The sequence below is a fragment of the Litchfieldia stipae genome (assembly GCF_014837155.1).
Taxonomy (GTDB): domain Bacteria; phylum Bacillota; class Bacilli; order Bacillales; family Bacillaceae_L; genus Litchfieldia.
The window spans coordinates 42426-64615 of the sequence record NZ_JACYHA010000016.1; the positions used below are offsets into that span (position 1 = coordinate 42426).

The 22190-nt window shown below is 38.5% G+C and carries 20 protein-coding genes and 1 riboswitch; of the genes, 10 read left to right on the top strand and 10 right to left on the bottom strand.

Translation table 11 applies throughout. From position 1 onward, the window contains the following. The first annotated feature begins 36 nt into the window (after positions 1–36). Positions 37–582 carry a hypothetical protein gene (locus F7888_RS16710; protein WP_191781406.1) on the top strand — a complete coding sequence of 182 codons (546 nt, stop codon included), beginning with the start codon at positions 37–39 and terminating at the stop codon, positions 580–582. A 59-nt stretch (positions 583–641) separates the two neighbouring features. On the opposite strand, the gene F7888_RS16715 is transcribed toward F7888_RS16710, so the two are convergent. From F7888_RS16715 to F7888_RS16730, 4 genes are all read right to left on the bottom strand, one after another. Next, a complete protein-coding gene (locus F7888_RS16715; protein ID WP_191781408.1) occupies positions 642–1646 on the bottom strand; it encodes an asparaginase in 1005 nt (334 codons plus the stop codon). A 61-nt stretch (positions 1647–1707) separates the two neighbouring features. Continuing rightward, positions 1708–4728 carry a PAS domain S-box protein gene (locus tag F7888_RS16720; RefSeq protein WP_191781410.1) on the bottom strand — a complete coding sequence of 1007 codons (3021 nt, stop codon included), beginning with the start codon at positions 4726–4728 and terminating at the stop codon, positions 1708–1710. Positions 4729–5008: 280 nt separating this feature from the next. Continuing rightward, entirely contained in the window at positions 5009–5431 is a 423-nt protein-coding gene (locus F7888_RS16725; protein WP_191781411.1) for a respiratory nitrate reductase subunit gamma, read from the bottom strand. Between the two features lie 65 nt (positions 5432–5496). Further along, positions 5497–6207 (bottom strand): Crp/Fnr family transcriptional regulator, encoded by a 711-nt coding sequence (locus F7888_RS16730; protein WP_191781412.1) that lies wholly within the window; start codon positions 6205–6207, stop codon positions 5497–5499. Positions 6208–6504: 297 nt separating this feature from the next. On the opposite strand from F7888_RS16730, the gene F7888_RS16735 reads away from it, so the two are divergent. The 3 genes from F7888_RS16735 (at position 6505) to F7888_RS16745 (ending at position 8844) form a co-directional block, all read left to right on the top strand. Then, positions 6505–6951, top strand: coding sequence for a GAF domain-containing protein (locus tag F7888_RS16735; RefSeq protein ID WP_191781413.1), 447 nt, complete (start codon positions 6505–6507; stop codon positions 6949–6951). A gap of 134 nt (positions 6952–7085) precedes the next feature. Next, entirely contained in the window at positions 7086–7739 is a 654-nt protein-coding gene (locus tag F7888_RS16740) for a response regulator transcription factor (RefSeq protein WP_191781414.1), read from the top strand. Next, the gene (locus F7888_RS16745) at positions 7732–8844 is read left to right on the top strand and encodes a PAS domain-containing sensor histidine kinase (RefSeq protein WP_191781415.1); all 1113 of its coding nucleotides are present in this window, start codon (positions 7732–7734) and stop codon (positions 8842–8844) included. Before F7888_RS16740 ends, F7888_RS16745 begins: the two co-directional genes overlap by 8 nt. Before the next feature lie 92 nt (positions 8845–8936). Here the strand turns inward: F7888_RS16745 and F7888_RS16750 are convergent, their stop codons facing one another. Further along, a complete protein-coding gene (locus F7888_RS16750) occupies positions 8937–9830 on the bottom strand; it encodes an ROK family protein (RefSeq protein ID WP_318246315.1) in 894 nt (297 codons plus the stop codon). A gap of 136 nt (positions 9831–9966) precedes the next feature. Here F7888_RS16750 and F7888_RS16755 point away from each other — a divergent pair, with 136 nt between their 5' ends. The 6 genes from F7888_RS16755 (at position 9967) to F7888_RS16780 (ending at position 16672) form a co-directional block, all read left to right on the top strand. Continuing rightward, positions 9967–10380 (top strand): hypothetical protein, encoded by a 414-nt coding sequence (locus tag F7888_RS16755; RefSeq protein WP_191781417.1) that lies wholly within the window; start codon positions 9967–9969, stop codon positions 10378–10380. A 126-nt stretch (positions 10381–10506) separates the two neighbouring features. Further along, positions 10507–11469: an LCP family protein gene (locus F7888_RS16760; protein ID WP_191781419.1), complete on the top strand. Its 963-nt coding sequence runs from the start codon at positions 10507–10509 to the stop codon at positions 11467–11469. Positions 11470–11484: 15 nt separating this feature from the next. Beyond that, positions 11485–12006 carry a GrpB family protein gene (locus F7888_RS16765; RefSeq protein WP_191781421.1) on the top strand — a complete coding sequence of 174 codons (522 nt, stop codon included), beginning with the start codon at positions 11485–11487 and terminating at the stop codon, positions 12004–12006. Positions 12007–12570: 564 nt separating this feature from the next. Continuing rightward, the gene (locus F7888_RS16770) at positions 12571–12705 is read left to right on the top strand and encodes an FbpB family small basic protein (protein WP_191781423.1); all 135 of its coding nucleotides are present in this window, start codon (positions 12571–12573) and stop codon (positions 12703–12705) included. A gap of 329 nt (positions 12706–13034) precedes the next feature. Then, positions 13035–15794, top strand: coding sequence for a phosphoenolpyruvate carboxylase (gene ppc, locus F7888_RS16775; protein WP_191781425.1), 2760 nt, complete (start codon positions 13035–13037; stop codon positions 15792–15794). A 644-nt stretch (positions 15795–16438) separates the two neighbouring features. Beyond that, complete coding sequence (locus F7888_RS16780; RefSeq protein WP_191781427.1) at positions 16439–16672, top strand: MFS transporter; 234 nt, start codon at positions 16439–16441, stop codon at positions 16670–16672. A 130-nt stretch (positions 16673–16802) separates the two neighbouring features. On the opposite strand, the gene qoxD is transcribed toward F7888_RS16780, so the two are convergent. The 5 genes from qoxD to F7888_RS16805 form a co-directional block, all read right to left on the bottom strand. Then, positions 16803–17105, bottom strand: coding sequence for a cytochrome aa3 quinol oxidase subunit IV (qoxD, locus tag F7888_RS16785; protein WP_191781429.1), 303 nt, complete (start codon positions 17103–17105; stop codon positions 16803–16805). Between the two features lies 1 nt (position 17106). Further along, a complete protein-coding gene (gene qoxC / locus F7888_RS16790) occupies positions 17107–17712 on the bottom strand; it encodes a cytochrome aa3 quinol oxidase subunit III (RefSeq protein ID WP_191781431.1) in 606 nt (201 codons plus the stop codon). Further along, the gene (gene qoxB, locus F7888_RS16795; protein ID WP_191781433.1) at positions 17712–19679 is read right to left on the bottom strand and encodes a cytochrome aa3 quinol oxidase subunit I; all 1968 of its coding nucleotides are present in this window, start codon (positions 19677–19679) and stop codon (positions 17712–17714) included. The genes qoxC and qoxB overlap by 1 nt, the downstream gene beginning before the upstream one ends. A gap of 18 nt (positions 19680–19697) precedes the next feature. Continuing rightward, a complete protein-coding gene (gene qoxA / locus F7888_RS16800; RefSeq protein ID WP_191781435.1) occupies positions 19698–20609 on the bottom strand; it encodes a cytochrome aa3 quinol oxidase subunit II in 912 nt (303 codons plus the stop codon). 837 nt (positions 20610–21446) lie between these two features. Further along, positions 21447–21902: a hypothetical protein gene (locus F7888_RS16805; RefSeq protein ID WP_191781437.1), complete on the bottom strand. Its 456-nt coding sequence runs from the start codon at positions 21900–21902 to the stop codon at positions 21447–21449. Between the two features lie 169 nt (positions 21903–22071). Beyond that, positions 22072–22157: riboswitch (cyclic di-GMP riboswitch) on the bottom strand. Positions 22158–22190 lie beyond the last annotated feature (33 nt).

Here is a 22190-nt window from a genome sequence, read left to right on the forward strand (position 1 = left end):
CCCTACTGTCCACACTGTTAGTGGAGGTGAAAGAGAATGAAGAAGCTATTAGTTGGGATGATTCTAATTCAAGTGATAGTGTTTATTGCTCTTATTTTATACGATTCTAAGCCTACATCTGTTGCTAATTCTCCGTATCGAACGATTGATTATAGCATTCGAAAGGATAGCCCTAGTCAGGCTGTGATGAATCAATCAACGTTACTAGAATCAGGGATGGAGAATGCCACTACATTAGATGACCTGACAAAGATTAAGCAAAAGTACATGTCTCTTTTTGGAAAGCTAGAACAGACGACTTCAACAAAACTAACAAACTTAATGGTGAAGGCATTTGATGAGTATCAGGAACAAGGTACGAAAAGCCAATCATTACTTAGTATGAGCCGTTATTATCAGGAGTTTAAGGAAATGGAGCAAGAAGCTGATCAGGAATTTAAGCAGCTTTATGAGCAATTGCAGGCTGAATTAGTAGAGCATGATTACTCAGCAAATGAAGCTGATGAATTCAAAAAGATTTATGAACAGAAAAAGAAAGAACAATTAGCTGCATTCAAAGAACACTTGAAGCAGCAGGAATAAGGGGTGGCCTCGGGCTCACCCCTTTATTCATAAGTTGTAACCTGTAAAGCAAACTTTATTTATACTACCTTATTCAGCTTAAAATCAGCTACTAGCTCACCGATTTTTTCTCCCCTTGCATTTTTAAGTGGTGGCTTCCGGTAGTCACTTAGGGCTTGTAGTTGTTCCGCACTGAGTAAGCCTAATTCACGTAAAACATGGATAGTCGCTGGATAAACTGCACGTTCGTTTCCATCCTTTATTTTCACCGCAATTCCTAATCCTGTTTCTTTGTCACCTAGACAGTACACACCTTCAGCCCCTACTTTTCCAAAGAATCTTCCATTTCCTATTCGCATAAAGTCCGTGCAGAATCTGTTTGTTCCTGCAACCATTTCAGGTGCATTCATCATTGCATTCGTTATTCGGGTAACCATCTTCGCCCTTTTCTCTGAAAGTTTCGTTGTATCGGCCATTTTCGCATAACCAAATGCTATATTCTTCAATGGAAGACCATGAACTGGAACCCCACACCCATCTATTCCTATTTCGATTTGTTCCTTTAGATAGTCACACATCTCACTAACAGTCTCTAGTATTCGTTGCTGAAGTGGGTGGGTAAGTAAATAATAGGAAGCTAAGTCCTCATTCATATGCTTTGCGGTTGCTAGCATACCCGTGTGTTTTCCAGAACAATTATTATAAAGTGGAGTTAGCTCTTCTCCTGCTACTATTAATTTCTGATATGTCTCCTGAGAACGTGGGATATGAGTGCCGCATTGTAGTGCTTCTTTTTCGATTCCCATTCGCTTTAGGATATCTAGCACTCTATCAGTATGAATGCTTTCACTACTATGGGAGGCACAGCATAACGCTAAATCATGATCAGAAAACTGATAGTGATCGGCCGCCCCAGTTTCTACTACTGGAATAGCTTGAATTGGTTTCATTGAAGAGCGTGCAAATACCACCGCATCAGGATCACCCAGTGCATATAAGAGCTTTCCATTTGCATCAACAACCGCAATATGTCCTTGATGTGCACTTTCAACAATATTGCCACGGTGAACATTTACTAGATTCATCGCTTTCATCTCCTATGTTTTTAGTTGATTCTTATAAAAAAAGATGGTACTAGGACCACCTTTAGTTATGTTCATTGCTTTTTAATCGTGGAAGAGTAATCGTGATTTCAGTACCATCATGCTCAACACTGTTAATTTCCATCAATCCCTTATGATTCTCAATGATACTAAAGCATGTTGCCAGACCGAGCCCAGTCCCCTTTTCCTTGGTTGTAAAAAACGGTTGACCAAGATTTGGGATGTTTTTTTTGGGGATGCCTTCCCCATTATCTTTGATTGATAGAATCAGTGAATGCTTTTTCTCGGTTAATCGAACCTCAACTATTCCACCACCCGGCATGGCTTCTAAAGCATTTTTAAATAAATTTATAAATACTTGCTTCAACTGACCTTCATGCCCAATGATATCCGTTTCAGCAGCGTCTATGTATTGGATAAGTTCAATATCATGTAAGATAGCTTGGGCAGAGTATAGCTTCAACATATCAGTAACAATCGACTCAAGAGCTAGCTTCTTAAATTCTGTTTTCTTAGGCTTAGCTAAAAGTAAGAGCTCACTAATAATTGAATTAATACGGTCGATTTCCGTTAATATGATTGGATAGTATCTTTCTTGATTGCTGCCTGATTGGTGGGCAAGCTGAATAAAACCTTTAATGCTCGTTAATGGATTGCGTATTTCATGAGCAATGCCTGCAGCAAGCTCACCGGCTGCTGATAGCTTCTCAGCATGTATAAGTAATTCCTTACTTCTTTTCAATTCTGTGATATCACGAAGTATGATTTGTGCGGCTTTTTCACCTTCGAATGTTGTTGGTACGACATTAATTTGGACATCAATCGTCTCACCTGAAAACGTTAATAATCGCACTTCCATGTTTTCTACAAGATAATGATTATAAATCGTGCTTCGAATCGCTTCATATACATAATGATATTCTGGATCAATCCTATCAAAGATAGATTGATGATAGAGGTCTTCTTTTGTTTCAGCACCAAATAGTTGGACAACCCGTTTATTCACATAGAGCAATCGTTCTTCATTAAAAATCAGGACAGCTTCTGGTAGATTTTCAATTAAATTACGATACTTTTCTTCACTTTTTTGAAGTGCCAGCTCCACCCGTTTTCGATTACTAATATCACGAGCAATCGCACTAATATATATTTCATCCTCTGTCTGCCAATAATTGAAAGACACCTCAAGAGGAATTTCTTCCCCATTCTTATTTACTCCTGTTATTTCAATCGGCTTCCCTATAAATGCTTCATATTGATTTCCGATGAAATCTTTCAATAAGCCTTGATGCTTATTCAAGAAATCCTTCGAGACTGTAATCTCGATTCCTTGCCCAATCGCTTCTTCTTGACTATAGCCAAAAATGGCTTCTGCTCGTTTGTTCCATGACACAATCTTCGTTTGATGATCAGTAATGATAATCGCTTCAGAGGCAGATTCAACAACTGAGCGGAACTTCATTTCAGAATTTTCGAGCTCCTTAAGTGCATGTTGTTGTTCCGTAATATCTTTTGCGATGCCATATACACCAACAATCTCACCGTCAATTTTGATCGGCATTTTTTTTACATTTAAATAAACCCTTTGCCCATTCTTATGAACGATGGTTACTTCAAAATTTTGCGCGTCTCCATTTGCCGCATGATGAAAATGATTGTATACCCGCTTTTGATCCTCTGGTTTAATAAAGATGGGCGCGACCATTTGTTGAAGCTCCTTTCGTGTATATCCCGTCAGCTCAATCAATTGATCATTCACCTTCACAAATCTCCCATTTAAATCTAACGAATATACACCATCAGGATTGTGCATAAAGAGTGATTTATAGCGTTGTTCACTTTGCTTTAACAGTCTTTCTGAACGCTTCCGCTCGGAAATATCCCTTGATACAACTAACACTTGATCTACTTCTCCATCCGCTTTTATTAATGGAGTTAAAGCCGCCTCAAACCAAATCCATTCTCCCTTCACATTCTTTGTACGATACTCAATATTTTGATTAGTCTTCGTTTCGACCGCTAGATTGAATACATGAATGGCATTTGGCAGGTCTTCTGGATAGATGATCTTCATTGATTGTGATCCTTCTAAATCCTCTACCCTTAATCCTAAAACTGATTTGATCGAGGGAGAACAATATTGAATGATATAGTTTCGATCAATGATTTTGATTAAGTCTGTCATGTTTTCAGAAATAAGGTTAAATTTCGTTTCGGTTTCAATCAGTTTTTGTTGCTGGATTCGATCCTTTTCAATCGCAATACTACACAAATAGCTTGATAGTTCGATCAATTGATTATCAAGCTCATTCGGAGTTCTTTTATCATGATAGTAAAAGGCAAAAGTACCAAGTACGGTTCCATTCGAGTCAATAACTGGTGTAGCTAAGGCCGATTGAAAACCTTGCTTTCTTAAGGTTGCTTGAACCGTTGCAGATAATGAAGCTGTTTCAAAATCATCAATAAATACGTTCCTATTCAAGTAGGCAGCTTTGCCACACCCTTCTGCATATGGACCAATTTGTATATTGTTGATTTGTTGGGTAAATTCCTCAGGCAATGATGGTGCGGCCTTCACCTGTAGATATTCACCTGTTTGATCCAATAATAAAACCGAACAGTATCCATTCCTTGAGTGTTCTTCAATAAATTCCGCGATCTTATGTAATACATCATGCAAAGGCTTTCCTTTTGCGATCATCTCAAGAATGATCCGCTGACAGGCTAAGACCTTGTTCTTCATGATTTCGTTTGTCACATCTACCAGATAGATAGGAGAATCCCCTATTCCTGGATAGACCCTGAATTCAAACCACCTATTGAGCTGAGGAATATACTCTTGGAAGTGGAGCAATTTGTGCTCGTCAATGGTTTTTTTTAGCATGGTTAAATGAGGAGAAAACTGTAATTCTGGAATTAGTTCAATTATGTTTCTACCAATCAACTTTTCCATTGGTTGCCCAATGAGCTTCTCTGTTTCCGCATTGCAATAAATGAGCTCCAGTTCTGCATTTAACGCAAGAAAAGATGCATTTAAACCCTCAATACGTTGAGTCGTATTCATCAAGATCCCCTCACCTATTACGATACATTTTTCTACAAATTTCTTCTCTATAGTTGTAGTATAACGAAATATATTAAATTTTTCGACCATTTATTTTCCAACATTTTTCATATTGCAATAATAGGATGAGTTTCTTATGAGCTGCTTTTGAAAATGAGGTGACGTTGATAGGAGAGTTTGCAAATTAATAGTCGCAGCCTAAATACACTTCGCGTCCGGCGGGGCCAACGCATCCCGCAGGAGTCTACGTGTATTCAGACTGCTAGAATGTTATTTCTTATTACAGATTGAACAACAAAAATATAAAAGGTAATGCATCCACTCTTTTATTCATAAAAAAGGAGTTAAGTAGTTTAATATATTTGGTAAATGGCAAGAAAATGAATAGAGAACAAAGACTTAGCAAATGTAATTTAAACAAAAATGGTGTTGCTTCGATTAGGCTTAAGCTTGGATTCAAGGTAACCAAATTGAAAAGCCATTCAAATGCATGTAGTTGAGTTTGTAGAACGAATGAAGAATATACACCCGTTCCAAGCGCAACAATCACGAGCAGAGAAACACAAGCATTTTTCCAACAAACAACTTGTTTGTTATCACCATAGTTCTCTTGACTCTCATATTGCCAGATCAACCCCATCACTAATATTGCAATTGAAGAATAAGGTAATGCTATCCATAGTAAACCTTGTAACATATCCATCTTGCCACCTCCAGGCATATAAACACCATTTCATTTTTTGACCAATGAGACTGACTCCTGGCCCATTAACACATTGAATATAATTTCTCCGGTCTGATGATGACGATTTGTTTGCTGATGATATCAATGATCCCTTCTTTTCTCCATGTATTTAGGAGGCGATTGACGCTTTCTCTTGTTGAGCCAATAAAATCAGCAATTTCTTTATTTGTTAGTTCGATGTTCAGAAGAATGCCGTCACTGCATTTCACTCCGTAGCTTTGACTCATTCGAAGCAATGTAGAAGCTAATGTGCCTGATTTATCATAGAAAAGTACATCATGTAGCTTCATTTGTGTTACTTGGTTCATCCAGCCTAAATAACTCATAAATTCAACGGCAAAGCTGCCAAATTGATAGAGAAGCTTTTTTAAATCGGTCAGATGAACTGCACTTACTTCCCCATCGACTGTTACTTCTGCACGATAACGATAGTAAGCTTGATCTTCAAATCCACCAAATTCGCCTAGTAGACAGCCAGCTTCCTTAATCCCTAAGAGAAATTCCTTCCCTGCTTCAGTAGAAGTGCGGAGCTTAATTTGCCCTGAATTAATGAAATATAATTTATCAGTTGCTTCCCCCTCCCAGAATAAATGGGAGCCTGCTTTCACTGCCTTTGGACGCATGATTTCTTTTAATTTATTTAAATTATCATTAGACAAGAATGCACTAATATCTCCATTGAATGTATCTACAAGACTTTGTTTCTCATATTGATTTTGAATAGCCATTGCCATTTCTCTTCATCCCCTCATGTGAAACGTTTGTACCCTAATCATATCGTTTGTGTCTAAATTGTGTAATCGGGATAATTACTGAACTTTACCTATCCATTTCCCTGAGTTTTCAATGCTCAATTTACTTAGAGCTGTTCATAAAAAAGCCACACAATCCCTTTTATCAGCGCTTTTTCTTCAAATGATGAGATAACTTTAGGGGAATTCCCCGACTTACTTTTTACATTAAAAAGATTAAAATGAGTGTAGTAAGCTAACCCTTAGGGCGAGAATGGTTCTAGCCGAGGAGAGAAGAACATGGAAAAATTAAATGTTGATATACTTGAACAATTAAATGAGATTCGATTGAAGACATCTAGTGATTTTTCCGCGGTGGCTTATCTCTATAAAGAATCACTCATGATTCACTGGGCATTTGCATCAGGAAATCTTAATGAACGTTATAAAAGCATGCAATCAAGACCTGGCAAAGGTGTTGCAGGCTTAGTGATTCGTGCAGACCGAGCAATGATCTTAGATGACTCAGTGCCAAATCTTCATGTCAAACGATTAGAAGACCCGATGATGTGTGCCGAAAATCTTCTTGCTGCCGTTGGGGTACCAGTGAAGACTTTAGGACGTACGAATGGAGTTCTGTTTGTAGGTTCAAGAGAACAAAAAACGTACACAGAGCAGGATATAGAAATGATGAATGAGTTAGCTAAAAACATGGGAGGATCAGCCGAACAGCTGAAGGTGAACTGATTCCCACTCTTCCTATGATGAATAAAGGCGATTTAGTGAATCCATATTGATAGGATTCTTTTTTTTTACTATGATAGTAGTAGTAATGACGAATATCACACCCAGGTGGGATGCCGTCTTGAGGGAGTGAAATCATGATAAAGCTTATCGTTGTCGATGATCACGTTGTTGTACGATCTGGGCTAATGATGCTATTAAATGGAAAGAACGAGATGGAAGTCATCGGTGAAGCAGCGGACGGAGATGAAGCGATTCAAAAAGCGGCCGAACTTAAGCCAGATGTAATCTTAATGGACTTAAGTATGCCTCATGGCAAGGACGGATTAACTGCAACAAAAGAGTTAAAAGAGCTTATGCCAGATATCGCGATCTTAATTTTAACGATGCATGATGATGAAGAGTATTTATTCCGTGCCATTCATGCTGGTGCTTCTGGCTATATTTTAAAAAGTGCTCCACACGAAGAACTCATCTCAGCGATTACCTCGGTTGCAACTGGCAATGCGTATTTAAATCCAAATGCGACAAGGAAATTAATGAGTGAATACATCGATCGAATGAAAAATGGAGAATCCTCCAGTACGTTTGATTTATTATCTGACCGTGAAAAAGAAATCCTTGAATGGATTGCAAAAGGCTATTCGAACAAGGAAATCGCTCAAAATTTAATTATCAGTGTAAAAACGGTGGAATCACATAAAAGTAATTTAATGGAGAAACTAGGAATCAAGTCTCGACCAGAGTTAGTGAAATATGCAATGAAGAAAGGATTGCTTCACTTTGAATAAACTTGAAAGATTAAAGCAGCTAACTAATAATGTCGGACCGAATGTGATTGAGCTTCTTTCTACTCTTGATCACCAAATCGAGGATTCTGAATTTCGAACTGAATTAAAGCATTCGCTTGAGCATCTAACAGACCTAAAGTTTGCCTTAGATGAATCCTCAATTGTCGCTGTGACGGATAAAAAAGGGAAGATCCAGTATGTGAACCACAAGTTTTGTGAAATCTCAAAGTATAGCTATGATGAATTAATTGGACAAGATCATCGAATTATTAATTCTGGTCATCACTCCAAAGAGTTCATGAGGGATTTGTGGACAACGATTAAAAAAGGTGAGGTCTGGCGTGGTGAGATTAAAAACCGTGCAAAGGACGGCACGTTTTATTGGGTGAATACAACGATTGTTCCCTTCTTAGATGAACAAGGACAGCCTTATCAATATTTAGCTGTTCGTAGTGAGGTCACGAAGCTGAAGCAGGTCGAAGAAGAATTAAAGCAGATGATGAATAAGGTTATGGTCATTCAAGAAGAGGAACGAAAACGATTTTCTCGTGAGCTCCATGATGGAATTGGTCAAAGTCTCTTCTCATTGCTGATTCAAATGGATCGCCGCATGAATGAAGCTGAAGGTGATACCTCAGACCTAGAGCAGCTTCGCCAAGAAGTAGTCTATGTGATTGAAGAGGTTCGTGGACTTGCTTGGGAAATGCGTCCTTCTGTTCTTGATGATCTCGGAGTTGTTCCTGCGATTCGAAAATATATTGATAACTATGCCCAGCATTATGGCATCCGTGTTCAATTTGAGACAAATCTCCGGAAGCGCTTGGATGTTCATAAGGAAACAGTGATTTATCGCGTGATCCAAGAAGCACTCACGAATATTGGGAAATATGCTGATGTATCTGAAGCTACAGTGAACCTGATTGAACAGGACAATCAGATTGAAATCATGATCCATGATCAAGGAAAAGGATTTACTCGTGACAGAAGTAGTAAAGGCGTAGGATTATTTAGCATCGAAGAACGTGCTCGCGGTGTTCAGGGTGATGCTTACATCGAATCTGAACCTGGAAAAGGGACAACGATTACCGTCACTCTTCCTATTTAATACAGGTGCCAGGCACCGCAAGTGGGAATAGTTTTGTCCCGCCGCGATGCCTCCCGCACCCTCAGTGGGACGTTTTTTGTCCCATTTTTTTATTAATAAGGTAAGAAGGCTGCCCCGATGACTCCAGCTTTTGTGCCTAAATTGGCAGGCACAATTTCAATCGTTTGCTGCAGCTCTGGATATAAGTATTCCTTTACTTTTAATCGTAATGGGTTCAAGAGCTGCTGTTCCGATTTCAGCACTCCCCCACCAAGAATGAAGATGGCTGGATTGATCGCATGAGCAAGATTCGCAATCCCAATGGAAAGTGCGGTGATTGCTTCATCAATGATCTTTGTGGCTTCATCATTTCCCTTAAGTGCTGCGTGGAACACTTCCTCCGTACCGCCCATTAGCCCTAATCGTTGCTCCCCTGCTCTTGCAATCGCAGTCCCACTGGCAATTCCTTCAAGTGCTCCACGATTGAGAGATGAATGCTTTTCCCCATTTGGATTGATTACCATATTACCAATCTCACCCGCGTATCCTTGCGCACCTTGAAACACTTTTCCATTAAACACAAAAGCCCCTCCAACACCTGTTGAAACGGTGATGTAATAGCTGCTCTCATACCCCTGTCCTGCACCAAACAGTGACTCAGCTAAAGCTGCTGCATTTGCATCATTATCAAGGATGACCTTTAAGCCCGTTTCCTGTTCTAGGGTATGAACAAAGGGAATGCCATACCATCCAGGTAAATATGGTGGATCGAGGATGACTCCCTTCTTTGTATCAAGTGGACCAGGTGCACCTACACCAACTGCAAAGACTGATTTTTCCCCTTTTACTTCTTTAATTAGTTCAATCATATTTTTTATCACATAATCTGGCCCTTTGTGAGCCTCAGTTCCTATGTTTAATTCATTATGTATATTCCCCATGTGATCGACAAGCCCGACCCTTAAATTCGTGCCCCCTAAATCAACGCCAATTGTAAAACGCTCCACAACTTATCCCCTCTCAAATCCATACCTATATTTAAACATAGAAAATCGACTTTTTGCTAATAATAATTTTAGATATAACCAACTTAAAAACTGCTGCTTATTTGCATCATTTTATTAATCACACAGGAGGAACCATATGAACACTCGATTTGTCCTCATTTGTTTTCTCATCTTATTTATTCCCATTTTATCAGCTTGTACTATCACTGGTGAGAATGTCTTGGTTTATATTGATCAAACCGATAAAAATGAAATTATTAAGGTAAATGCAATCACTAAATATGATGAGAAAACAAAATCACTGATCGTGAAAGCCATTATGGATGTGTATGATGAGAAGAATCAATACTTACGAACAACCCTATTTCATATGGATGGGTCGGTTGAAAATACGGTGACCTATCGGCATGAGGAAGGAGCCATGACGCTTCTTACTGACGACATTTTTAAGCCAAAAACAATCAACTTAAATACCAGCAACCAGGAAAAGGTGAAGGAACATATTTTAAAAGGGATTTCGATGTTACACAAAGAAAAAGACAAAAAATGACCTCTGTCCTATAATACATAGAATACTCTATCCAAAGCCTTATACTTATTCGAAAAAATTTGAATGTAAAATAGATTCAAAGAATGATATATTTTAATCAAGGAACATTCTAGAACGGAGGACTGTATGAAGCGAAAAACAAAAAAAAGATTGAGGACTTTCTTAGTTGTTTGTTTAATCATCATTCTAGGCATAATTGCTTATGGCTATCTTCAATATCAGGACGGCCTAAACTCTTCGATGAATCATACTCAGACGAATGAATCCAGTAAAAACGAGTTAAATGAATTTAATGGGGCAGAAATTGAAAATAATCTTGGAAAAGTGAATGTTTTACTACTTGGCATTGATGCTCGTGGTGAAGAACAATCTCGTACGGATACGATCATGATCGCCCAATATGATCCAAAAGAAGAAACAGCAAAACTAATCTCAATAATGCGTGATATTTATGTAGATATTCCCGATCACCGAAGCTATAAAATCAATACCGCCTACTTCCTTGGTGGTGCCGAATTACTAAGACAAACTCTTAAGCTAAATTTTGATATTGATCTCCATTACTACGCCATCATTGATTTCACCGGTTTTGAAAAAGCAGTTGATGCGCTTGCACCAAATGGAATTGAAATTGATGTTGAAAAGGCCATGTCAAAGCAAATTGGTGTTTCTTTACAGCCTGGACTTCAGCATTTAAATGGTAAGGAGTTATTAGGCTACGCAAGATTCAGACAGGATGCAGAAGGCGATTTTGGACGAGTTAGACGCCAACAGGAAGTCATCAATGCCTTAAAGGATGAGGTCATCAGCCTCAATGGAGTAACAAAGCTGCCGCGACTCGTTGGAACTGTCCAGCCATATGTCGAAACAAATCTTGAAACGATGGAAATAATGGGTCTTCTTAAGGACTTTATTCTTCATCCACCGAATACGATTGAATCACTTCGCATCCCTGTTGATGGATCATTTATTGATGCCTCCTATCCACATGCCGGGGCTGTTCTTGAAATTGATAAAGAAATGAACCAACGTGAAATCGACTTATTTTTAAATGGACCTTCTGCTATTGGGATTGATACGGAAGGTTAATAAGGAGGAAAATAAGTGAGAAATGTAATTGTCACTGAATACCAGCCGCAGTGGATTGATATGTTTGAAACAGAGGCACGACATCTTCGTCGTGTCTTTAATGATGAACTTCTTGACATTCATCATTTCGGAAGCACTTCTGTTCCAGGTCTAAAGGCCAAACCAATCATCGATATTCTCCCTGTCGTGAAGGACATACAGTTGGTCGATCAATTTAATGATGAAATGATTACATTAGGCTATGAACCAATGGGCGAATACGGGATACATCGAAGACGTTATTTCCGAAAAGGAAAGGACAACAGAACCCATCATATTCATGTCTTTGACCAAACAAGTCAGGATGACATTGTCCGCCATTTAGCGGTTCGAGATTATTTACGAACTCATCCTCTAAAAGCAAAAGAATACGGCGACTTGAAACAACAACTTGCCCATTTACACCCAACAAATATGGAAGCTTACATCAATGGAAAAGATCAGTTCGTAAAAGACCTTGAGCAAAAAGCAGTAATCTGGTACAAAACAAAGAAATGATTTCCCCTCATGTTCACAACATTGTAACAATTTACAATAATTTAACATAGCTATTGAAATCGTTTTCATTTATACTTAAAACATAGGAAAAAAGCCAGTTCTACAGCATTTATCTAGTACTGGTCCTCTTTTTCTTCTTAATTGACAAAATATTTTTAACTTTATATACTATGCAAGGAAGTATAATTATGAGTCTCCTAAAGGGGAGTAGCTTTTACAGCAAAGTCGTCATCACGGGGTACATTGCCCTCGGCTTTGTTGGCAACATATCTGTTGTTAGCAAGACCTTTACCCTCACTTGAGTAAAAGGTTTTGTTGTCAATTACATGGCCTTTTTCCAATGAGGAGAAAAGCCATTTTTCGGGAACATTTCAATTATCTAAACTTTCCGAAAATAAACAATTCAATACTAGGATTCTTGTAATCACAAGTTCTTGGGACACAGCAAGAATGGAGATTCTCTACGACCTTAGTTATATAGTCACCGTGTTTATACAACTTTTTTTGCTACACCGATTGAATGCTCAATCAATCTTAAATCTGAAATGAAAGTAGGAAACCAATATGTTAAAAAGAATGCAAACAAAGAAATCATTAAAAACCCTTATCCTTGAGAATAAAGAAAGCTTGCTAAAAGACAAAGCTGAAATCGATCGTATTGAAAAGCGTCTCGAAGATAAACATATGCATCAGAAATAACATGCAAAAGAATGGATCTACTTCACTTGATAAGTAGATTCTTTTTTTACCCTTTTGTCATGGAACACCCGTGGTGTCAGAACAGTTTCATTTGCAAGAATATTTGCCGAATAGTAGACATTATTATATAATTAAACATCAAGGTAGATTTATTTAAGTGTAGCCTCGGAGTCATTCCTTATTTTCTCCTCTGTATATCTAAGTTTTATTTCAATAAACCTATTATTCTATAAGTGATTGTAAGAAAATCTACCAAAAGAAAAGTTAGAAATTTTAAAAAATACTAAATATAGTTACTCTTATTCCAATAAAAGAAGGTGATCATCATTATGACAGCTGAAATCAAAGCAAATGTAACAAACTCTCCACTTCGCCGTGATGTGAAGATGCTAGGAAATATTCTTGGTGAGGTCCTAGAATATCATGGTGGGGTTGAATTAGTGGACATTGTGGAACGAATTCGTAAGATGACAAAGGATTTGAGAACAGAATTTAATTCTAACACCTATAATGAGCTAAAATCAGAAATCCGAGGTCTTAAGCCTCCTCTCCGTCAACATGTGATTCGTGCGTTCTCAGTGTATTTCCATTTAGTAAATATCGCTGAACAAAACCATCGAATTCGCAGAAGAAGAGAATATCAGATTCAATCTGAAAGCGGTTATCAACCCCTTTCGCTAGAAGGTGCAGTCATTTCGTTAAAAGAACACCAAGTGTCAGAGAAATCGATCAAAGAGGTGCTTGATTCACTGTCATTAGAATTGATCATTACTGCTCATCCTACTGAATCAACGAAACGCACAGTACTTGAAATTCAGAAACGAATTGCCTTAATCCTTCAACAATTCGATAACCAAATGCTCACGAAAAAGGAGCGTTTAACGTTAGAGGAGCAGTTAGTGCACGAAGTCACCGTTTTATGGCAAACTGACGAGTTGCGATATCGAAAGCCAACAGTCATGGATGAAGTTATGAATGGACTTTATTATTTTGATGAGACGTTATTTGATGTTCTACCAGACATCCATCAGGAATTAGAGGATTCTCTAAAAGAAAAATTCTCTGATCACACATGGGACGTTCCGAATTTCCTTCGTTTCGGTTCATGGATTGGTGGAGACCGAGATGGGAATCCAAATGTCACGCCTGAGGTGACTTGGCAGACGTTAAATGCTCAACGAAAATTAGTATTAACGAAATATGAGCAATCGCTCATTTCAATGATGAAGAAATTCAGCTACTCCACCACTCGAGTAGAAGTTACTAATGAGCTTGTGGAATCTGTCTTAGAGGGCGAAGCTACCCTTCCCGCTGATAAAATTTGGAGTGTTGATAACGAAATCTATCGACGTAAGTTTGCAATAATCATTAATCGATTACAACAAATCGGTCAAAGTGAACACGGCTATTCAACATCAGACGAACTACTTAATGATTTAGTCCTTATCAAACAAAGCGTGAAAAAGCATCAGCCTTCAAAACGTGAGTTAAAGGAATTAAACAAACTCATTCGCCAAGTACAGCTATTTGGCTTCCATTTAGCAACACTAGATATAAGAAATCATAGTGGTGAGCATGAAGCTGCAGTGGCTGAGATTTTCAAAAAGGTTAATTTCGTCGATAACTACTCACAATTATCAGAGTCAGAGAAATTAGCTTTACTTGAGAAATCATTAAAGGACCCAAGACCATTTCTACTGACTGATGAGGACTATACAAAGGAAACACAAGAAACCCTTAAGGTCTTCAAAATGATCAAGGAAGCACATAAGGAATTTGGCAAGCGTTCGATCGAAGTCTACTTAATCAGTATGACGCAATCTGCAAGTGATTTACTTGAAGTGCTAGTGTTAGCCAAAGAGTTTGGCATCTATCGCTTACATGCAGATGGTCGAGTTGAAAGTCATTTAAATATCGCTCCCCTACTTGAAACGGTAGATGATTTAGTTGCTGGACCGAAGATCATGGAAACTCTGTTCCAAATGGATTTCTATCGTCGTCATATTGAAATCCTAGGTGATCAACAAGAAATCATGCTCGGCTACTCTGACGGAAGTAAGGATGGCGGAACATTAACTGCGAACTGGAAGCTGTTCATGGCCCAAAAGGAAATTCATGATATGGCTCGGAAATACAACATTCGTCTGAAATTCTTCCATGGACGTGGTGGTTCTCTCGGTCGTGGCGGCGGTCCATTAAATCGCAGCATCCTATCTCAACCAAGAGAAACACTGGGAGATGGCGTGAAGATTACAGAGCAAGGTGAAGTACTTTCTTCACGATACTTAGTGACCGAAATTGCTCATCGAAGCTTAGAGCAAGCAGCAGCTACCTTACTTAAAGCAGCAGCTCATATTTCAGATGATGCAGATTCCATTTATGCTCGTGAAGAAGCATGGGAGAAAGCAATGGATGAAATATCTGATGCGGCTCTTGTGAAATATCAGTCATTGGTATTCAATGATCCTGACTTCTTAACCTATTTCAATCAAGCGACTCCACTATTAGAGCTTGGAGCGTTAAATATTGGTTCAAGACCGATGAGTCGAAAAAATAGCAGTCGCTTTGAAGATTTACGTGCCATTCCATGGGTATTTGCTTGGACACAAAGTCGCCAGCTCTTCCCTGCTTGGTATGCAGCCGGGACTGGACTTTCTAGCTTCGCTACTAAGAGTGCGGCAAATCTAAGCATGCTTCAAGAAATGTATAAAAAATGGCCATTCTTCAAATCAACGATTGATAATTTACAAATGGCCTTGATGAAAGCTGATATTATGGCAGCAAAGGAATATACAGAGCTAGTTGAAGACCAAACGATTGCTGCACGTATCTTTGGAGACATCGTAGAAGAATATGATCGTACGAAGAATATTCTTCTTCAAATTAGTAATGATGATGAATTGTTAGAAAGTAATCCTAATATCCAAGAATCAGTCCGTCGACGTAATCCATACGTTGATCCACTGAATTATCTACAGGTAGAGCTTATTCGTTCCCTTCGTGAGGAAGAAGAGCCAAGTGACGAACTGATTACCGAAGTATTACTGACAATCAATGGGATTGCCGCTGGATTGCGCAATACTGGTTGATTTGATAGAAAGCGAGCAGCATGTTCCCCCTTTTTTGGGGGCTTGCTGCTTTTTTTGATGAGAGGAGAATTTCACTTTTAGTGATGATTGAAATGCATTCTAGCTTTTTTCTGCTTCATCGGATTGTGATGAGTTTTCGTCGAATTCTTCCTCTTTTTCGTTGAATTGTGGTGAGCTTTCGTTGGATTCTGATCTCTTTTCGTCGGATTCTTGCCATGTGTTTGGGCTTTTTTTCTACTTCGTCGAATTCTTCCCCTTTTTCGTTGAATTGTGGTGAGCTTTCGTTGGATTCTGGACTCTTTTCGTCGGATTATCGCCATGTGTTTGGGCTTTTTTTCTACTTCGTCGAATTCTTCCCCTTTTTCGTTGAATTGTGGTGAGCTTTCGTTGGATTCTGGACTCTTTTCGTCGGATTATCGCCATGTTTTCAGGCTTTTTTCCACTCCGCTTCGTCAGACTCTGGCCCCATTCCGTCGGTTTCCCTCATCCCCCTTCATAACCAGAATAAATTCATACATTTCAATAAAAATCAACAATTATTTTCAAAAAAGAGCACTAAAATTTTTAAATGTGAATAAAATAGTAAAAAAGATTGACAATTTTGTGACAAAGTATAGAATATTTAGTATAAGGAGTTGATAACGATGGTTGGAGTAAACTCAAAGAAGATGAAAACGGTACGTAAGATTTCTACAGTTGGTATTTCAGTTGGACTCATTTCTATGTTGATCGGCCTAGTTGTAAGCGGATTCAATCCTGCGGCATTTGTTCCTCTTTTAGGTGGAGGCATCATTTATGCATCAATGGTATTCTTCGGCTTCGGTTTATTTCTTTGCTTGATTGAAGAAATTGCTGACAAAGCAAAAGGAGAAGTTTGATCACAAGTCTGAATTAAGGTTACACTCTTTAATATTATTTTTTAACCAAAATAAAAAAACTATTGCAAGTAAATTCACTCACAATAGTCTTCATTTTACGAGCCTCCCTTTAGTAGGAGGCTCTTTTTATTTACCCTACGGCATGCCCTGAAGTTAGGACCCAAATACTTCCGATCACAATGACTGCTGCAAGAAAAATACTGTATGCCATGTTGACCAAGTTAATTTTACCCTCTGCACCCTCATTCACGTGCATGAACATCGTTAATTGAAGTCCAGCCTGGAAGAAGGCAAGTGTACCAGCAATGTACATTTTCGTTGTGCCAGAGAAATCGGTCTTAAGAGCAATGATAAGTGCTAACAAAGTCATGATGAGTGATAGTAAATATCCAGCTACATGACGATATGGAAAGCCTGTGTCATGCTTCTTCATATTACATCACCATCCCTTTCAAGTAGACGAATGTGAAGATGAAAATCCATACAACGTCTAAGAAATGCCAGTAAAGACTGAAAATAAATGTTTTACGAGCAGTTGTAGGTGTTAACCCTCTTTTTAGAAGTTGAAGAATAATTAAAATTCCCCAACCTATCCCTAGAGATACGTGAGCTCCGTGAGTTCCAAGAAGGGTAAATAAAGCTGATGTAAAGGCACTTGTGCCAATCGCAGCACCTTCATGAACGAATACATTAAACTCATAAATTTCGACTCCAAGGAAGCCAAGACCAAGAATTAAAGTGATCACGAACCATATTAGAAGTCCTTTCAGGTTATGATTACGCATTTCACGAATCGCAAGGCCTGCTGTGAAACTACTTGTTAAAAGAAGAAATGTATTGATCATTAATTCTTTTACATGGAATAGATCTGCCCCAGATGGGCCACCAGCTGTTCGGTCTACTAAAATAAAGTAAGTAGCGAACAGGGTGGCAAATAGGACGATTTCAGCGCCAAGGAATACCCAGAAGCCTAGGATATTCATTTGGTCCTGCTGTTTTTGATATTCAAGTGGTAAAGACGTATCCACTTTTCCAGCCATTATAAATCACCTCTCCATTTTTTCTCGGTTTTAGTGATTTCATCCACACTTACATAGAAGCCTTCATCATAGTCAAACGAGCGTGCAATTAGGCCAACAATAATAAGTACGGCTGCAATTGCTGCTGGAATAAACCATTCGAATACTAGGAAGAAGCCGACAATTCCAAAGGCAACACTTAACAGGAACGGAACTCCTGAGTTACTTGGTAAGTGAATCTTTTCGATTTCACTAGCCTTAAGTGTATGTTTGCCTTCTTGTTTCATATCCCAGAATGCTTCACTTGATGTAACTTCTGGAATTTTTGCAAAGTTATATGCTTGAACTGGTGATGCAGTTGCCCACTCAAGTGTACGAGCATCCCATGGATCATGGTCTACTCCACGTGGTGCGTAACGGAAGCTCCAGTAAATGTTGTATACTAACGCCGCGAAACCTGCTGCTAGGATCAGTGAACCAACAAATGAAAGCATTAATGGTCCGCCCCAACCTAAACCTTCAGAGTATGTGTACATACGACGTGACATTCCGTCTAATCCAACAAAGAACATTGGCATGAATGTGATATTGAATCCAACAACGAATAACCAGAAATGCCATTTACCGATTTTTTCATTAAGCTTGAATCCGAACATTTTTGGCCACCAGTAGTAAAGACCTGCAAATACCGCAAAGACTACCCCTGGAATTAACACGTAGTGGAAATGCGCCACTAAGAACATTGTGTTGTGATACTGATAATCGGCTGCAGCCATTGCTAGCATAACCCCTGTTACCCCACCAATTGTGAAACATGGGATGAATGCTAATGCCCATAGCATCGATGTCGTAAATTTAATTCGACCTTTGCGCATCGTAAACAACCAGTTAAAGATTTTGACCCCGGTCGGTACGGCAATCAACATCGTTGTAATAGAGAAGAACGAGTTAACCGCTGGTCCTGAACCCATTGTATAGAAATGGTGAACCCATACAATCATAGATAGGAATGCGATTGTAACAATCGACCAAACCATTGTTGAATATCCGTACAGATTTTTACGTGAGTATGTTGAGATAACCTCTGAGAACATACCAAACGCAGGTAAAATAACGATATATACTTCAGGATGTCCCCATAACCAGAAGAGGTTCAACCAAAGCATTGGCTCCCCACCAGCTGCAACGGTGAAGAAATGAGTACCAAACATACGATCCATTGTCATTAGTGCTAATGCAACAGTGAAGATTGGGAATGCTGCAACGATAATGACAGATGTAATGAATGATGTCCAAGCAAACATTGGCATTTTCATCAATGTCATGCCAGGTGCTCTCATTTTTAACACAGTGACGATGAAGTTAATCCCTGTCGCCAATGTACCGATACCGGCAATTTGAAGCGCAATTGCGTAATAGTTATTTCCGATACCTGGTGTGAACTCTTTCCCTGCGAGTGGGAAGTAGGATGTCCATCCAGCATCTGGAGATCCACCGATAACAAATGAGATGTTAAATAACATCGCACCAACGAAGAATAACCAGAAGCTTAGTGCATTCAGCCATGGGAACGCAACGTCACGTGCGCCAAGCTGAAGCGGTAATACGACGTTCATAATACCGATTAATAACGGCATTGCCGCGAATAAAATCATGATAACTCCGTGCGTCGTAAATACCTCATTGTAATGCTGTGAGCTTAAAAATTCCATTTCAGGCTTTGATGTTTGCAGTCTCATCATCAGACCGTCTACTCCACCACGGAAGAACATTAATACCCCTGAAAGGATATATAAAATACCAATTCGTTTATGATCAACAGTTGTTAGCCATTCAGTCCATAACCATTTCCACTTCTTAAAGAATGTTAATCCACCAATGATTCCAAGAATCGTTAGTCCGATTGCAATCTGAGAAGCTAGGATTAGTGGATCACCGGTTACAAAGAACTGGTGTGAACCTGTTGCGCCTGCTCCTAGTACTGTCATACTGTTTCCCCTCCTACCTTAATGTGAACCATGATCCTCATGGTCTTCGTCATGATCCATCTCATGATCTTCGTGATCGTCACCACCATGATTGTGGTACTCTGATTTCGAATGATCAATCCAATCTAAATGTGTGCCATTAAATGTCATACGACCAACAAGTCCTGGCTCAATAATCTTGTTATATTCCTCTTCAGTAAGGTCAGAAGCTGTTGCTCGCACTTCACTTACCCACTCATCAAAATCTTCCTGAGTTTGTGCAAATACTTCAAATTCCATATGTGCATAACCTTCACCGTTAAAGCTTGTATTACGACCAAGATACGATCCTGGTTTGTCTGCTAAAAGAAATAATTCAGTTTCCATGTTCGCCATTGTGTACTTTTGTCCACCAAGCGCTGGTACCCAGAATGATTGCATTGTTCCTGTAGAAGTCATTTTAAATTGAACAGGTGTACCGGCAGGAATGTTAAAATAATTCACTGTTTCGATATTCTGTTCTGGATAACTAAAGATCCACTTCCAATCAGCTGATGTTACGTGAATGGTGATTGGCTCAACATCCTTGTAGTCCTCAGGAATTTCCTCAAGCTTATATGTTGTAATAACCGTTGGAATCGTAAGAGCAACGACAATGACGATTGGAATTCCAATCCAAAGCGCTTCTAAAAGCTTGCTTCCATGCTCATGTGGAGGCTCATAATCTTTGTTTTTATCAGTCGCACGATATTTCCAAATGATATATCCGAATAAAACAAATACCACAAGCACAACAATTGCCATAAAGACAATCGAGAAGATAATCAGGTCAGCCTGACTCTTTGCCACCGGACCTTGTGGATCAAAAATAAGTAGCTTTTCACAACCAGAAAGCATAGTTGTAGTAAGTAATAAAAGAACAGAAAACATTATATAACGAAAAGATTTCATGTAAATGTCGCTCCTCCCTGCAATTAAGATCAATTCTTTGTCTGTTCATAAAATAAATGATGGTAAATAACAAAATATACATTCTAGCATAATCATGACTTTGATTAAGTGATATATTTTACAGTTTAAACTCAAAATCTATATTACACTTAAAACAGCGATAATATATGACGGAAATGTGTAGATTTTTTGACAAAATAACGTCCCATGTGAATTTATTGCGTTTTTATTCATGTTTTTGACAACATTTGGACGGTTAAATTTCGTGCTATGTTAATATTTCACTATATTTATAGAGAATACATTGTTAAATAGTTCACGTACTTATGAACAGTTTTTCACAAGAATTATTATTATCTTAGTATAATTAATTTCAAGGCAACTTAGGTATTATAGTATACTTGGGATACACTTTTAAATGGTAAATAGTGACGAAAAAAAAGTACCCTGACCGATTGTTGGTCAACGTACCTATTAGCGAATTTTTATTTATCTCTGTTTATTAAATTTTAGCAGAGTGAATACACGGAGACTCCTGCGGGATGCGTGGCCAAAAGTGAGACCCCGCAGGAACGCAGTGACGAGGAGGCTCACCGGACACCCCGCCGGACGCGGAGTGTATTCACTCTGCGAGTATATAAGCAAAAACTTGTATTATTTATCTGCAAGAATAGTGATTAATAGCGCTAGAAAGTCATCAAGCTGATCTGGGAGAATTTCTGGTAATTCGACGTTCATGGTCACTCTCTCCTTTTTGGTTAATTGTTTTAAACCTTCAACTTTATCGTTCTAGTAAGCTATTATGACCAATCTATTCTCTTTTATACATGTAATCTATTAATTTTTTAAATTTGGAACGGTTAAATAGAATTCGATTTTTTCTTCTTCAATTAATTCAGAAATTCCTTCATCATTTAACACAGATACATCCGCTTCTGTGGTTGCAGATTTAATAATCCAGCCACCGTTATTCCCTTTAAAAAATGCCTTCATTTTGATCGTCATTTCCGATTGGCACTCGCATAAAGAGAATTCTAATTTACCTGAGATGAATGTAAGTCCTTCATTTTGAATGGCTTCAATGATCACTTGATCACTGATGACAGAAAAAGCATGTGCATATTGGTCAACAGTATACCCCACTGTTTCCTTATGCAGTGGTTTTTGCAAAAATGGAAATTCAGACTTTAATAAAGTGTTCACAAAACAATTTGTTTCATTTTCTAGTTCATCAAACCCAGGCACCTTCCCAAAACCCTTGTGCATCAACTCTGAAATCATATCCTTATTCAAACTACCCCACCTTTTCTCAAAAAAATCCCCTTTTTTAGCCGAAAAAAAAGGTCACCTATTTTCGTAGTCATCCAATCTTCAAACTGCTCTTAACTATCGTTAAATAAGCACCCTAAAGATTGCATTACAAAAAAAGGTCACCCAAAAGTACACACTGCATATAGTAGTATTCGGCAACCCAGCCATCATAGTCCAAAAGACCTTAGATCTGAAGCTTTGCGTCTCTATCTTTCAATAGATTTGCCTTTTCGTATGTAAGTTTATAGTAATACGTACTACTATTTTACC

What these genes read in the sequence shown, in the direction of transcription:
- F7888_RS16710 (WP_191781406.1), top strand. Translation starts at nt 37, where the DNA reads ATGAAGAAGCTATTAGTTGGGATGATTCTAATTCAAGTGATAGTGTTT.
- F7888_RS16715 (WP_191781408.1), bottom strand. Translation starts at nt 1,646, where the DNA reads ATGAATCTAGTAAATGTTCACCGTGGCAATATTGTTGAAAGTGCACAT.
- F7888_RS16720 (WP_191781410.1), bottom strand. Translation starts at nt 4,728, where the DNA reads ATGAATACGACTCAACGTATTGAGGGTTTAAATGCATCTTTTCTTGCG.
- F7888_RS16725 (WP_191781411.1), bottom strand. Translation starts at nt 5,431, where the DNA reads ATGGATATGTTACAAGGTTTACTATGGATAGCATTACCTTATTCTTCA.
- F7888_RS16730 (WP_191781412.1), bottom strand. Translation starts at nt 6,207, where the DNA reads ATGGCAATGGCTATTCAAAATCAATATGAGAAACAAAGTCTTGTAGAT.
- F7888_RS16735 (WP_191781413.1), top strand. Translation starts at nt 6,505, where the DNA reads ATGGAAAAATTAAATGTTGATATACTTGAACAATTAAATGAGATTCGA.
- F7888_RS16740 (WP_191781414.1), top strand. Translation starts at nt 7,086, where the DNA reads ATGATAAAGCTTATCGTTGTCGATGATCACGTTGTTGTACGATCTGGG.
- F7888_RS16755 (WP_191781417.1), top strand. Translation starts at nt 9,967, where the DNA reads ATGAACACTCGATTTGTCCTCATTTGTTTTCTCATCTTATTTATTCCC.
- F7888_RS16760 (WP_191781419.1), top strand. Translation starts at nt 10,507, where the DNA reads ATGAAGCGAAAAACAAAAAAAAGATTGAGGACTTTCTTAGTTGTTTGT.
- F7888_RS16770 (WP_191781423.1), top strand. Translation starts at nt 12,571, where the DNA reads ATGTTAAAAAGAATGCAAACAAAGAAATCATTAAAAACCCTTATCCTT.
- ppc (WP_191781425.1), top strand. Translation starts at nt 13,035, where the DNA reads ATGACAGCTGAAATCAAAGCAAATGTAACAAACTCTCCACTTCGCCGT.
- F7888_RS16780 (WP_191781427.1), top strand. Translation starts at nt 16,439, where the DNA reads ATGGTTGGAGTAAACTCAAAGAAGATGAAAACGGTACGTAAGATTTCT.
- qoxD (WP_191781429.1), bottom strand. Translation starts at nt 17,105, where the DNA reads ATGAAGAAGCATGACACAGGCTTTCCATATCGTCATGTAGCTGGATAT.
- qoxC (WP_191781431.1), bottom strand. Translation starts at nt 17,712, where the DNA reads ATGGCTGGAAAAGTGGATACGTCTTTACCACTTGAATATCAAAAACAG.
- qoxB (WP_191781433.1), bottom strand. Translation starts at nt 19,679, where the DNA reads ATGACAGTACTAGGAGCAGGCGCAACAGGTTCACACCAGTTCTTTGTA.
- qoxA (WP_191781435.1), bottom strand. Translation starts at nt 20,609, where the DNA reads ATGAAATCTTTTCGTTATATAATGTTTTCTGTTCTTTTATTACTTACT.